Genomic DNA, 12,162 nt, shown 5'->3' on the forward strand with positions numbered 1-12,162 from the left:
GGCTACCACACTATGAGCGAAACCGCCTCCATCGAAGCCTGCCAAGCCTTCTTGGCGGTGTTGAAAAAAATGGCGGAACTGGACTGATTTAACCAGCGGCCTGAAACGAAAAAACGCCCAGGCCTGGCAAACGTTAACTTACCAGGCCTGGGCGTTTTAATGAACTGCGTTGATTTACATTAACGCTCGCTCAGCGGATCAAACCTCAATGATTTCGAAGTCGTGACGCATCTCAACGGAATGCTCAAGCATTTTCGACACAGAGCAGTATTTTTCCGCCGATAAGTTCACCGCCCGTTCAACCTTTTTAGGGTTTAAATCCCGACCGCTCACTTTGAAGTGGACATGAATCTTGGTGAACACTTTGGGAATGGTGTCGGAACGTTCGGAAGCGATCTCCACCTGGCAATCGGTGACCTCCTGCTGGCTTTTCTGCAACATCATCATCACATCGATGCTGGTGCAACCGCCCAACCCCAGCAGCACCATCTCCATCGGACGGGCACCTTTGTTTTCGCCCCCCACCTCCGGCGCGGCATCCATCAAAACGCTGTGGCCGCTTTGGGTTGTGCCTTCAAACGCCATGCCGCCTTGCCAGGTCACCTTAGCTGTCATATCACCTTCCTTCGGTTCGCTTTTCGTAAGATTTTACCTTAAAACGCTTCGGTCTCTGGGTCAAAAATATCTTCCACCACCACCACTTTCGGTTTGGGATAAAAGTTAAACTCCGTCGCTGACGCCAACGTATAAGCCCCCATCCGCTTGCCGACCAAAATATCCCCCACTTCCAGCTCCGGCAACTCGATGTCTTCGGCCACCACATCAATGGAATCGCAAGTGGGGCCTGCGAGCACGCTTGGAAAAAACTCTCCCAGAGGATCAAACGGCTTTAAAGGGGCAATCGGGTAAGACGCATGATCGAATATTTGACCGCTAAAACCGCCGTAAACTCCATCATCCAGATAATACCAAGTACGGGCACCGCGTTTGGCCTTACCGACCACCGACACCACTTCAATCATCGTTGGCGCAGAAATAAAACGACCCGGCTCGGCAAAGACTTCGATGTGCTCCGGCAGTTCGGACAGCGCCTCCATCACCGGGGCACAAAAATCGGCAATCGGCATGACCTCTTCCTGATAGGACACCGGGAAACTGCCGCCAATGTCGAGAAACTTCCAATTCACACTGTTCATGACTTTCATGGCCGCAATGCTGGAACGAATGGCATTCACTTGCGTCACCGGTGAAAGTGATTGCGAACCGACATGAAACGACAGCCCCACCACCTCCAGACCATTTCCATTGGCCATGTCCACCAACAAAGGCAATTCTTCCAGCGAGCAGCCGAACTTGCGTGACAAGTCCACCACCGCTTGCTTACTGCGAAAGCTCACGCGAATAATCAACTCCACCTGACCGGCATAGGGGTAAAACTTTTTAATTTCTTCAAAGTTATCCACCACAAAGCGAGTACAACCGAACGCCAAAGCGCGTTGAATCTCTTTATCCTTTTTAATCGGATGCGTGTGAATGCACTGTTCGCCTTTCACTCCGAGCGACTCCACCAGCGCCACCTCACCACTGGTGGCAAGATCAAACTGACAGCCCAATGTTTTCAGGCGTTTAATTAACTCAGGGTGCGACAGTGATTTTAAGGCATAAAACAATTTCACTCCCGGCAAGGCGGCTTGAAGAGATTTGTATTGATAATCCACCTCTTCCAGATCCAGCACCATAAACGGGGTTTCGTGCTTTGCAACCAGCTCTTCCAAGCTGGCGCGATCGAACTCCTGCAAGAAATCCGGGTGGGATTCTTCGGCAAACTGCTCGACAATTGACTGCTTATCCATTTTTCAAAACATCCAATATGTATTGCGGTAGGGCAAAACTGCCTTGATGCAATGACGGTGTATAAAACCGCGTTTTCAGCTTCTGTTGTCTGAAACGCGCCTCCAAAACAGCCACATCCACTTCTTTTAACGCCAGATTGTCAGTCGCCCAGGCAAATGTCATGATGCCACCCACATAAGTGGGAACAGCCGCCGCATAAAACGTGGTTTCCCTAAATAAAGGCGATAAACGGTTAAACGTGGTTTTAACCTCATCAGTTTGTAAAAAACTGACACCATTTTGTGCGACAAAGACTCCGCCGACATTCAGGCAACGTTGAATCCCCTGATAAAAGCGGGACGTAAACAGCACCTCGCCCGGCCCGATCGGGTCGGTGGAATCCGAAATAATCACATCAAACGTTTCCGTACAGGCATTCACAAAATCCACACCGTCGGCAATCACGATAGTCGCTTTCGGGTTGGAAAAAGCCCCAGCGGAATGATTCGGTAAATACTGCACACACATATCAATGACCTGCTGGTCGATTTCCACTTGGGTGACGGATTCCACCGTTTCGTGCTTCAGCACCTCCCGCAGAATACCGCCGTCACCGCCACCGATAATCAGCACTTTTTTGGCGTCCCCATGGGCCAACATCGGCACGTGCGTCATCATTTCATGGTAAATAAACTCATCCTTCTCGGTGGTCTGAATGACGCCATCCAGCGCCATCACCCTTCCCCACTGTTCATTTTTGAAAATGACCAAATGCTGATGACCGGTATTGACTTCAAACAACACCTCATCCATCACAAACTGCTGCCCCCAAGCGGGATAGAGGGTTTCCAGGTAAGTGGGGGGCGTTTCAGTCATCAATCACTTCTCCCCGCAGAATATTTTCCACACCGACTCGTTCGGGCGTAAAGGCTTCTTTTAACACTTCAATGGCTTTTTCCGGCTCGGAGTCACCACACATAAAAACGTCAAACGCCGCATAATTCCGTTCCGGCCAACTGTGGACACTGATGTGCGACTCGGCCAATACGGCCACACCGGAAATGCCGCCGTTGGGCGTAAAATGGTGCAAATGAATATGCAGCAGCGTTGCTTTTGCTTTTTCAACTCCTTCGCGCAACGCTTTTTCCATTAACTCCAGATTATCCAGGCCGGATGCGCCCCAAAAATCAGCAATCAAATGGGTGCCGGCAAAGGTTTTTCCATCACGACAAATAAAATGATCCAATGTTTGGTCTTCAATCGCTTGATCGTGTGTCGGCCAGTTGTCATTAATCACCGCTGTTTTTTCGATGACTTCAAAGTAATCGTTACTCGTGACCAGTACGTTTTCTGAATGTGGCATAAGAGGCACCTTATTGAAACACCCGTACAGAATATTAGAAGTGATACGGATGAATGATTAAATATAATTTACTGAACAAAGGCTGATTCCAGTAAATCCCAGCCACGTGCAACACGCACGTGAGGCAATAACCATTTTTCTGTCTGTTGCCTAAAAATCCGTCAAGACGAACCGAAGGTTTCTGTGTGAAAAAGGAAGAAGGTATTATTCCGGTTTTGCACCAAGTTGCAAGTGTTTTTAACAGAATTTTCATTCATATTTCATGCGATTAGCGCCCGCCGCCGGAAGCAGGTATCCGCACCGACTCAACTGAAAAGTGTTGACAGCTTTTCCCCGGGGTTTTCAGCACGCATAAAGGCTTCACCGACCAAAAAACTGTTGACCTGATGGGCACGCATGGCTTGCACATCCTTAGGTTCCAAAATACCGCTTTCGGTTATGACAATTCGGTCATCCGGGATCATTTCCAACATACGGAAGGTGGTGTCAAGTGACACATCAAAAGTGTGCAAATCGCGGTTATTGATGCCGATCATCGGCAGCGGCAGGCGCAAGGCGCGCTCCAGTTCTTCTTCGTTGTGAACCTCAATCAGCACGTCCAGACCCAGTTGCATCGCGGTTTCGGTCAACTCATACAGTTGCGCATCGCCGATGGCGGCGGCTATCAGCAAAATGCAGTCGGCACCCATGACACGCGCTTCATACACCTGATAGTCGTCCACAATAAAGTCTTTACGAATAATCGGCAAATCCACCGCCTCGTGCACTTGTTGCAAATACGCATTCGAGCCTTGGAAAAAATCCCGGTCGGTCAACACCGACAAACAGGCCGCGCCGTGCTCGGCATAACTTTGGGCAATCGCCACCGGGTTGAAGGGATCGCGCAACACGCCTTTGCTCGGCGAGGCTTTTTTGATTTCGGCAATCACCGCCGACTGACCGGCGTCCAACTTGGCTTGCATCGCATCGGCAAAGCCTCGTGTTGGCGAAGTGGTCATCATCAAGGCTTTTTGTTTCATTTCGCGCAATGGAATCCGCTCGCAACCGGCCTGGATTTCTTCAAGCTTACGTAAAATGATTTTTTTCAGGATATCCGGTGTCTGGCTCATAGGTTCTATTCTTACTGTATTCTTTTTATCGGTTTCTCTGGCGGCTTCAATGCGATCCGAACCGCACGTTGACCCACAAACGGTCATATCAAAACCGGCCAGGCCTGGGCGTTTTCGTTTAAAGGCGCTTATAAGAAGCTTTGGGTTTTTTGAATGAATTCGTTCAGTTTCTGACGGGCCTTGCCTTCGGCAATCACCATTTTCGCACGCTCAACGCCTTCCTGATAGGAGGGCGCCAATCCGGCCACGTAAATGGCCGCGCCAGCATTCAGGCACACGATGTCTTCCGCCGCACTGTGATCGTTGGCAAACACCGCATGAATGATGTTCAAACTGTCTTGCGCGGAATCCACCGCCAAGTCAGCCAAATCCGGATGATCCATGTCATAGTCATAAGGGTCAATGGTCCATTCGGTGATTTCACCGTTTTTCAATTCGACCACCTGGGTCAGGCTGGCGATGCTGACTTCATCCAAACCGTCATCGGCATGCACCACCATCACGTGCTGTGCGCCCAGCTTGTGCAACACTTCGGCAAAAGGCCGCAATAAGGCTTTGTCATAAACACCCAGTACCTGCGCGGGCGCTTCAGCAGGATTGGTCAAAGGCCCCAATAGGTTGAAGACCGTTCGCACCCCGATTTCCTTGCGGACATTGACCATGTGCTTCATGGCACTGTGGTGCAAGGGTGCGAACATAAAGCCGACGCCGACAGACTCGACACATTCGGCCACTTGGTCTGCATTCAGGTTCAGATTGGCTTCGGCGGCTTCCAACACGTCGGCACTGCCCGATTTACTGGAGATGGAACGGTTACCGTGTTTGGCGACTTTACCGCCGGCCGCGGCCACCACAAAGGCGGAAGCGGTGGAAATATTGAAGGTATTGGCACCGTCACCGCCGGTGCCGCAGGTATCTACAAGATGGGTTTTATCGGAGATATGTACCGGCGTCGCCAGTTCTCGCATCACTTGTGCGGCGGCGGCAATTTCATCAATGGCCTCACCTTTCATTCTCAACGCCATTAAAAAAGCACCGATTTGCGCGGGAGTCGCTTCACCGGACATAATATGCCGCATAACGGAAATCATTTGCTCGGAGCTTAGATCTCGATGTTTCAATAGATGTTCTAACGATTCTTTTAACTGCATAGTCTCCCCTCTTAATCGCCCCGACTTTCAAGCCGATTTCTGATCCTTTTGTTCGAGAAAATTCTTCAGCATGGCATGCCCCTGATCCGTCAAAATCGATTCCGGATGGAACTGCACCCCTTCAATCGGCAGGGTCTTGTGACGCACGCCCATGATTTCATCCATCTGACCCGCTTCATTCTGTGTCCAAGCGGTAATTTCCAGACAGTCCGGCAAGGTGGCTTGCTCAATCACTAGAGAATGATAACGCGTGGTCTCCACCGGATTTGGCAGTCCATTGAACACCCCGACATTGTGATGATACACCGGCGAGGTCTTGCCGTGCATTACTTCCTTGGCGCGAACGATGTTACCGCCAAAGGCCTGACCGATACTCTGGTGACCGAGGCAAACCCCTAAAACCGGTACTTTACCGGCGAAGTGTTTAATGGCTTCCACCGAAACACCGGCTTCGTTCGGCGTACAAGGACCGGGGGAAATTACCAGATAATCCGGCTTCAAGGTCTCAATCGTTTCCAGGTCAATCTGATCGTTGCGGTGCACATCGACATGCTGGCCGAGTTCACCGAAGTATTGCACCAGGTTATAGGTAAACGAATCGTAATTATCAATCATCAACAACATATTTATTCCGCCTTCGACACTATCGATGCCCGACATCAGGGTTATCCGCCTTCAGCCCTTTGGAAACGAATTCCACCGCCTTGAAGATGGCGCGGCCTTTGTTCATGGTTTCGTCCCATTCGGATTGCGGCACCGAATCGGCCACGATACCCGCACCGGCCTGCACGAACAGACGTCCGTCTTTAATCACCGCAGTGCGAATCGCAATGGCGGTATCCATATTGCCGTGCCAGCCGAGATAACCGACCGCTCCGGCATAAACGCCGCGTTTGACCGGCTCCAACTCATCAATGATTTCCATGGCGCGGATTTTTGGCGCGCCGGACACGGTGCCCGCCGGGAAGGTCGCCCGCAACACGTCGATCGGTGTCATGCCTTTCTTGGCACGACCATTGACATTGGAAACAATGTGCATCACGTGTGAATAGCGCTCAACGACCATCTTTTGTGTCAATGTCACCGAGCCAATATCGGAAATTCGACCAACGTCATTACGCCCTAAGTCAATCAACATCAAATGCTCGGCCACCTCTTTCGGGTCAGACAGCAAATCGATTTCCAATGCCTTGTCTTTTTCCAGTGTCACACCACGGCGGCGCGTACCAGCGATCGGCCGCACCGTGACGGTGTGATCTTCCAAACGCACCAGGATTTCCGGTGACGAACCGACGACTTGAAGGTCTCCAAAATCCAAGAAGAACATATAGGGCGACGGATTCAGATAACGCAAGGCACGATACAAATCCATCGGAGAGGCCTTAAAGTCAATCGACATCTGTTGCGAAATGACGACCTGCATCGCATCCCCGGACAAAATGTATTCTTTTATTTTTGCTACAGCGTCTTTAAACGGCGCTTCACCAAAACTGGATTGAAAATCGCTTTCCTGTGGAATAAAGTCGCACGGCACATCATTCGGCACAGGGATCGGCTGATTAATCATTGTAACGATTTCTTCGATGCGGGCTTGCGCTTGCGAATAGGCATTGTGCTGCGACAAATCGGCATGTACGATGACATGCACCTGACCGCTGAGATTATCGAACACCACAATCTCTTCCGAGACCAGCAACTGAATATCCGGTACTTGAATATCGTCCCGTGTCGGCTCAGTGTCTCGCAGACGCTCTTCGACATACCGCACGGTATCGTAACCGAAGTAACCGACCAGCCCACCCGTAAACGTAGGCAGGCCTGGTGGATTAAACACTTTAAACCGAGACTGAAAAGCTTCCACCCAAGCCAGCGGATCATCGGACACCTGCTGTTCTACCGCAGCGCCCTCATCGAACAAGGTGATTTGGTGACCACTGATTTCTAATCGCTTACGGCACGGCAAACCAATAATCGAGTAGCGTCCCCATTTGTCTCCGCCCTGAACCGATTCCAGAAGGTAGGTTTGAGGCTGGGCGGCCACCTTATGATAGACACTCAAGGGCGTGTCGTAATCGGATAAGATGGTTCGCATCACCGGGGCGGTTTTATAACCCTGCCGAGACAGGTTACGGAAGTGGGTATCACTCATGGAGTACTGACTCTTTTTCTTTCAAACGTTCGGCTCTTTCGAGCCTTTTCAATAAATAGGTTCGATACAGTCCAGAAAACGAGCACCAAAAGGGCTTGGTCAAAATTAGGAAAAAAGCTTTCAGGTAATCCAACAATCGGGGCATCTTCTTTTAAAACTCGTGTTAGCGCGGATTATTCTGCCGCTAAATAATTCGACAATTCCATAAAGGAATCCATCACCGCATCCGGCTCGTAATTTCGAATATCTTCGCCGTGATTATAACCGTAAGTCATACAAAAAATGTGAAAACCAGCCGCTCGTGCGGCTTTCACATCGGACTTAGAGTCCCCGATCATCAAGGCATTTTCCGGTGTCACTTGCAACAGCTCTGCCGCATGCAGCAGCGGCATCGGATGCGGCTTTTTCTCTTCACAAGTATCGCCTGACACCACGACCTCAAAATAGTCGTAAAGCCCTTTGTCTTTTAATAAAGGAAGCGTAAAAGCTTCCGCTTTGTTGGTCACACAGGCCAGACGATAACCATGCGCTTTCATCCAATCCAGCCCCTCTATGACCCCATCGTACACACAACTGCGCTTGGAGGTATTTTCCTGATAGAGCGACAGATACAGCGGATAGGCTTTGGCCATCAAATCGGGATCCGGCATGCCATCCAAATCATTAATCAAAGCACGTTCCACTAAACGTTGAACGCCGTTTCCAACCCAGTTACGCACCGCGTCTTCTCCGCGTAACGGCATGTCCAACTGCTTCATCATTTCATCGACGCAATAAGCGAGATCCGGCACACTGTCAATCAAAGTACCGTCTAAATCGATCAGGACAAAACCCGGTTTTATTTTTTGTTGACTCATCTAATTAGGCTTCCAATCATTCAAATATTTATTCTTTCAAAACTCGTAACCGATGGATCTGAGTTTTCCATTGTTCAAAACGGCAAAACGCCAGACAGAGCTGGCGTTTGCAACTGCACTATCCGCTTTAACTGAAAACGTTAGACCTTCGCCAGCTCATCACGCATCTGCTGAATCACGGTATTGTAACGATTAGCATCCGCCGCATTGGCTTTGCCGAAAATGCCGGAACCGGAAACAAAGGTATCACACCCAGCGGCCGCGACTTCGGCAATGTTCTCCACTTTCACGCCACCGTCGATTTCCAAACGAACATCACGACCGGATTCGTCGATCAGTTTGCGTGCCGCTTTCAATTTTTCCAAGGCTTCCGGAATAAACGCCTGCCCGCCGAAGCCAGGGTTAACGGACATGATCAAAATCATATCGATCTTATCCATAACGTGTTCCAAGTAGCTCAAAGACGTGGCTGGGTTAAAGACCAAACCGGCTTTACAGCCTTCGCCTTTGATCAACTGCAAGGAACGGTCGATGTGCTCGGACGCTTCCGGATGAAACGTGATGTAATCCGCACCGGCGCTGGCGAAATCCGGAATAATGCGATCGACCGGCTTGACCATCAAGTGCACGTCGATTGGCGCTTTCACCCCTTCTTTATCCATAAATTTCTTTAAGGATTCGCAGACCAATGGCCCGATGGTCAGATTGGGAACGTAATGGTTATCCATTACATCAAAGTGAACCACATCCGCCCCAGCGGCGATCACGTCTTTAACATCGTTACCCAACTGCGCGAAATCGGCGGACAGGATGGAAGGTGCAATCCAGTTTTCATGCTTTGCCATGATATAAACCCTTTATTTCCATTAAAATTGAATATCAGCATTTTACCAGACAAAACCACTGCACAAAAGAAAACATTCTGCCGTGCGCTCACCGCCCCTATTCAAACATTTCACCCTTGGGCGACGTGAAATAGACGAGATAAATCTTTTTAAACTTACCCTGCTATTTCGTTTAAAATCAGTTTCATTCGATCGCCACCTTTCTCACCGCACCGTCGGTGAATAGCGCGACCCTCTCTCGACTAAGGAATGACTATGGAACATTATCCACAACTCAGATATTTAAAGCGCGGCATCCGCTTGACAGAAGTCATTGGGCTGGTCGTCATCGCCATCGCCACCATCATAGCCGGAATCCAAGAAGTCTTGTTTATGGTTCAAAACATGAAGGTTACGCTGGGCGACCTGTTGTTGTTATTTCTCTATTTGGAAGTGCTTGCGATGGTCGCCATCTATCTCGACTCCGGAAAACTGCCCATCCGTTTTCCAATGTACATTGCCATTATCGCCCTAGCGCGTTATCTGATACTGGACATGAAAAACCTCACCGAATGGGAAATGATTGCCGTAGCAGGCACCATGCTAATGATCGCAGTGGCCGTTCTGATATTACGTTACGGTCATATCAACCTACCTTACAATGACCGAAAGCCAGTACAGGAACAGACTGATCCTTCCAAAAAATGAACAGGAGCCTTTCATGCAACCACTATATGAGTCCGACCTGACGAGCTTGCCTTTGATTAATCGTGGCAAGGTGCGCGATCTTTACGATATTGACGAAAAGCACCTGTTAATTGTCACCACAGATCGCATTTCAGCATTTGATGTTGTCCTCCCCACTCCCATTCCAGGAAAAGGGCGTATTCTGACTGACACAGCGCTGTTTTGGATGAACAAGGCGGAGTCCATTCTTCCGAACCAACTCGCCAGCGACCTGCTACTGGCCGATCTTTTGACACCTGAAGAACTGCAAGCGCTGGAAGGGCGCGGCATGATTGTGCGCAAACTGAAACCGCTGCCGGTGGAGGCCATTGTACGCGGTTATCTGGTCGGTTCCGGTTGGAAAGAATACAAGAAAACCCAAACCGTCTGCGGCATCGAATTACCGGCCGGTTTAAAAAAAGCTGAGCAACTCCCCGAACCCCTGTTCACACCATCCACCAAAGCGGAAATCGGCGATCACGATGAAAATATCGCTTACGATGACGTGGTGAAGCTGATCGGGGAAGACAAGGCGCGTCAGGTGAAAGACTACAGTTTGGCACTCTATAAAATGGCCGCGGAATTCGCACTGGAGCGCGGCATCATCATTGCCGACACCAAGTTCGAATTCGGAGAAGACGAAAACGGTGTCATCCATTTGATCGACGAAGCCCTGACCCCAGACAGCTCACGCTTCTGGCCAGCCAAAACCTATCAGGTCGGTAAAAACCCAGACAGTTTCGACAAGCAATACATCCGCGACTACTTGGAATCACTGGGCTGGAACAAAACCGCACCCGGACCAGAACTGCCCCAAGAGGTCGTGGATATGACGCTGCAGAAGTACCAAGAAGCCCAAGCTCGATTAATGGAAAATGCATAAGGCTCACCTTGCACCCTATGTTCGACTCACTGCTTCCTTATGCGGACGTCTTTATCGCGGCGTCTTTAAGCAATTTACCTGCTTTATCGAACCGAAACGCTGGTATCGCGGACGGCTTCTTCATCACAGGCACCGACACGGAAATCGGCAAATCTTACATCACCTGCCGCATCGCGGAATATCTCTTGCAAAAACGACCAGGCCTGGCCATTTCGCCCAGAAAGCCCATTGCCTCGGGTTGTCTTCCGCAACCGGACGGTCACCTACTATCGGAAGATGCCGACTTGGTACACCGCGCCAGCCAGACCCCGGACGACTTGGAAACGGTCTGCCCTTATCGCTTTGAACCCCCGATCTCACCGGCGCGTGCCATTTCGCAAGCCGGAGCACCAATTGGACTGAACGAATTGGAAATGGCTTGCCAAGCGCCGAAAGGCCGCTTTCGGTTGGTGGAAGGCGCGGGCGGACTTTATTCACCGCTTACGCCCGATGGACATAACCTGGACTTAATTCAACGTTTAGGCCTGCCAGTTGTTCTCGTCGTCGGCAATAAGCTGGGCTGCCTGAATCATGCCTTACTGACGATCCGGGCCTTGGAAGCGGCGAATCAAACGATTGCCTTAATCGTGCTCAACGACCTGTCCGACAACGCCGATCCGGAAAACTTCACCGATCTGCAGTCGCTGGTCGCTTATCCCAGCGTCCACACGCCTTATCATGTTTACCCAGGCCAGCTTTAACGTTTTGCTGACAGCCTTCCGCGAACCTTCAAAAACAGCAGCACCAAGACCCCACCCAGCACCATAAACAACAACGCCAGCGGCCAGAGCGTCCAAACGATTTCCCAACCATTGGCGACCACAATACTGGTTGTCCCTATCTGCTCGGTTAACCCGTATTCCGATAACATCGCATCACTGTAAAACCACAGCAAAAACGCCAAGGCGAGCCCAATTCCAATACACATTGCATTTCTCCCTTCACTTTTGGGCAGACATAAAAAAAGCCCGACCAAAGTCGGGCTTTTCGAGTTTGAATCTTTGCGTTTAACTTACTTAACGCGCTGATCCAAAGAACCGTTTGCATAGCGAGCTTGCATTTCTTCCAGACCAAGAGACTTGATCTTATCGGCGTGACCGGCACAACCGAACGCTTCGAAACGCGCTTCACAGATACCCATCATGGCATCTTCTGCGGCTTTCAAGAACTTACGTGGGTCAAAGTTAGACTTGTTTTCTTCCAAGTGCTGACGAACCGCACCGGTAGA

General features: G+C 50.2%; 14 protein-coding genes and 1 pseudogene. 3 read left to right on the forward strand and 12 right to left on the reverse strand.

Annotation, left to right across the window (positions count from 1 at the left end):
- Positions 1-198: 198 nt before the first annotated feature.
- From ACP5D0_RS07700 to rpe, 10 genes are all read right to left on the reverse strand, one after another.
- Entirely contained in the window at positions 199-615 is a 417-nt protein-coding gene (locus ACP5D0_RS07700) for an OsmC family protein (protein ID WP_472365084.1), read from the reverse strand.
- Between the two features lie 38 nt (positions 616-653).
- Entirely contained in the window at positions 654-1,853 is a 1,200-nt protein-coding gene (locus tag ACP5D0_RS07705) for a type III PLP-dependent enzyme (RefSeq protein ID WP_472365085.1), read from the reverse strand.
- Positions 1,846-2,709, reverse strand: a complete 864-nt coding sequence (gene speE, locus ACP5D0_RS07710) for a polyamine aminopropyltransferase (protein ID WP_472365086.1) — start codon at positions 2,707-2,709, stop codon at positions 1,846-1,848. Before speE ends, ACP5D0_RS07705 begins: the two co-directional genes overlap by 8 nt.
- Entirely contained in the window at positions 2,702-3,196 is a 495-nt protein-coding gene (speD, locus tag ACP5D0_RS07715) for an adenosylmethionine decarboxylase (RefSeq protein WP_472365087.1), read from the reverse strand. Before speD ends, speE begins: the two co-directional genes overlap by 8 nt.
- Positions 3,197-3,501: 305 nt before the next feature.
- A complete protein-coding gene (gene trpC, locus ACP5D0_RS07720; protein WP_472365088.1) occupies positions 3,502-4,305 on the reverse strand; it encodes an indole-3-glycerol phosphate synthase TrpC in 804 nt (267 codons plus the stop codon).
- A gap of 128 nt (positions 4,306-4,433) precedes the next feature.
- Positions 4,434-5,456 (reverse strand): anthranilate phosphoribosyltransferase, encoded by a 1,023-nt coding sequence (gene trpD, locus ACP5D0_RS07725; RefSeq protein WP_472365089.1) that lies wholly within the window; start codon positions 5,454-5,456, stop codon positions 4,434-4,436.
- Positions 5,457-5,483: 27 nt separating this feature from the next.
- Positions 5,484-6,080 carry an anthranilate synthase component II gene (locus ACP5D0_RS07730; RefSeq protein ID WP_472365097.1) on the reverse strand — a complete coding sequence of 199 codons (597 nt, stop codon included), beginning with the start codon at positions 6,078-6,080 and terminating at the stop codon, positions 5,484-5,486.
- A 19-nt stretch (positions 6,081-6,099) separates the two neighbouring features.
- Positions 6,100-7,605 carry an anthranilate synthase component I gene (trpE, locus tag ACP5D0_RS07735; protein WP_472365090.1) on the reverse strand — a complete coding sequence of 502 codons (1,506 nt, stop codon included), beginning with the start codon at positions 7,603-7,605 and terminating at the stop codon, positions 6,100-6,102.
- Between the two features lie 173 nt (positions 7,606-7,778).
- Complete coding sequence (locus ACP5D0_RS07740; RefSeq protein WP_472365091.1) at positions 7,779-8,462, reverse strand: phosphoglycolate phosphatase; 684 nt, start codon at positions 8,460-8,462, stop codon at positions 7,779-7,781.
- Positions 8,463-8,602: 140 nt separating this feature from the next.
- Positions 8,603-9,307, reverse strand: a complete 705-nt coding sequence (gene rpe / locus ACP5D0_RS07745; protein ID WP_472365092.1) for a ribulose-phosphate 3-epimerase — start codon at positions 9,305-9,307, stop codon at positions 8,603-8,605.
- Between the two features lie 255 nt (positions 9,308-9,562).
- On the opposite strand from rpe, the gene ACP5D0_RS07750 reads away from it, so the two are divergent.
- From ACP5D0_RS07750 to bioD, 3 genes are read left to right on the forward strand one after another with little or no spacing between them, the layout of a single operon-like run.
- Entirely contained in the window at positions 9,563-9,994 is a 432-nt protein-coding gene (locus tag ACP5D0_RS07750; protein ID WP_472365093.1) for a phosphate-starvation-inducible PsiE family protein, read from the forward strand.
- Positions 9,995-10,007: 13 nt separating this feature from the next.
- Entirely contained in the window at positions 10,008-10,895 is an 888-nt protein-coding gene (locus ACP5D0_RS07755) for a phosphoribosylaminoimidazolesuccinocarboxamide synthase (RefSeq protein WP_472365094.1), read from the forward strand.
- A 17-nt stretch (positions 10,896-10,912) separates the two neighbouring features.
- The gene (bioD, locus tag ACP5D0_RS07760) at positions 10,913-11,635 is read left to right on the forward strand and encodes a dethiobiotin synthase (protein WP_472365095.1); all 723 of its coding nucleotides are present in this window, start codon (positions 10,913-10,915) and stop codon (positions 11,633-11,635) included.
- Here bioD and ACP5D0_RS07765 read toward each other — a convergent pair.
- The gene (locus ACP5D0_RS07765) at positions 11,632-11,862 is read right to left on the reverse strand and encodes a hypothetical protein (protein ID WP_472365096.1); all 231 of its coding nucleotides are present in this window, start codon (positions 11,860-11,862) and stop codon (positions 11,632-11,634) included. The genes bioD and ACP5D0_RS07765 overlap by 4 nt on opposite strands.
- An 84-nt stretch (positions 11,863-11,946) precedes the next feature.
- Positions 11,947-12,162 (reverse strand): annotated as a pseudogene (locus tag ACP5D0_RS07770) (fructose-1,6-bisphosphate aldolase); the annotation flags it as partial.

The sequence above is a fragment of the Hydrogenovibrio sp. genome, assembly GCF_049975065.1.
Classification (GTDB): Bacteria; Pseudomonadota; Gammaproteobacteria; order Thiomicrospirales; family Thiomicrospiraceae; genus Hydrogenovibrio.

Excerpts from the sequence above, each read along its gene's own strand:
- ACP5D0_RS07700 (WP_472365084.1), bottom strand. The coding sequence starts at position 615 with ATGACAGCTAAGGTGACCTGGCAAGGCGGCATGGCGTTTGAAGGCACA.
- ACP5D0_RS07705 (WP_472365085.1), bottom strand. The coding sequence starts at position 1,853 with ATGGATAAGCAGTCAATTGTCGAGCAGTTTGCCGAAGAATCCCACCCG.
- speE (WP_472365086.1), bottom strand. The coding sequence starts at position 2,709 with ATGACTGAAACGCCCCCCACTTACCTGGAAACCCTCTATCCCGCTTGG.
- speD (WP_472365087.1), bottom strand. The coding sequence starts at position 3,196 with ATGCCACATTCAGAAAACGTACTGGTCACGAGTAACGATTACTTTGAA.
- trpC (WP_472365088.1), bottom strand. The coding sequence starts at position 4,305 with ATGAGCCAGACACCGGATATCCTGAAAAAAATCATTTTACGTAAGCTT.
- trpD (WP_472365089.1), bottom strand. The coding sequence starts at position 5,456 with ATGCAGTTAAAAGAATCGTTAGAACATCTATTGAAACATCGAGATCTA.
- ACP5D0_RS07730 (WP_472365097.1), bottom strand. The coding sequence starts at position 6,080 with ATGTTGTTGATGATTGATAATTACGATTCGTTTACCTATAACCTGGTG.
- trpE (WP_472365090.1), bottom strand. The coding sequence starts at position 7,605 with ATGAGTGATACCCACTTCCGTAACCTGTCTCGGCAGGGTTATAAAACC.
- ACP5D0_RS07740 (WP_472365091.1), bottom strand. The coding sequence starts at position 8,462 with ATGAGTCAACAAAAAATAAAACCGGGTTTTGTCCTGATCGATTTAGAC.
- rpe (WP_472365092.1), bottom strand. The coding sequence starts at position 9,307 with ATGGCAAAGCATGAAAACTGGATTGCACCTTCCATCCTGTCCGCCGAT.
- ACP5D0_RS07750 (WP_472365093.1), top strand. The coding sequence starts at position 9,563 with ATGGAACATTATCCACAACTCAGATATTTAAAGCGCGGCATCCGCTTG.
- ACP5D0_RS07755 (WP_472365094.1), top strand. The coding sequence starts at position 10,008 with ATGCAACCACTATATGAGTCCGACCTGACGAGCTTGCCTTTGATTAAT.
- bioD (WP_472365095.1), top strand. The coding sequence starts at position 10,913 with ATGTTCGACTCACTGCTTCCTTATGCGGACGTCTTTATCGCGGCGTCT.
- ACP5D0_RS07765 (WP_472365096.1), bottom strand. The coding sequence starts at position 11,862 with ATGTGTATTGGAATTGGGCTCGCCTTGGCGTTTTTGCTGTGGTTTTAC.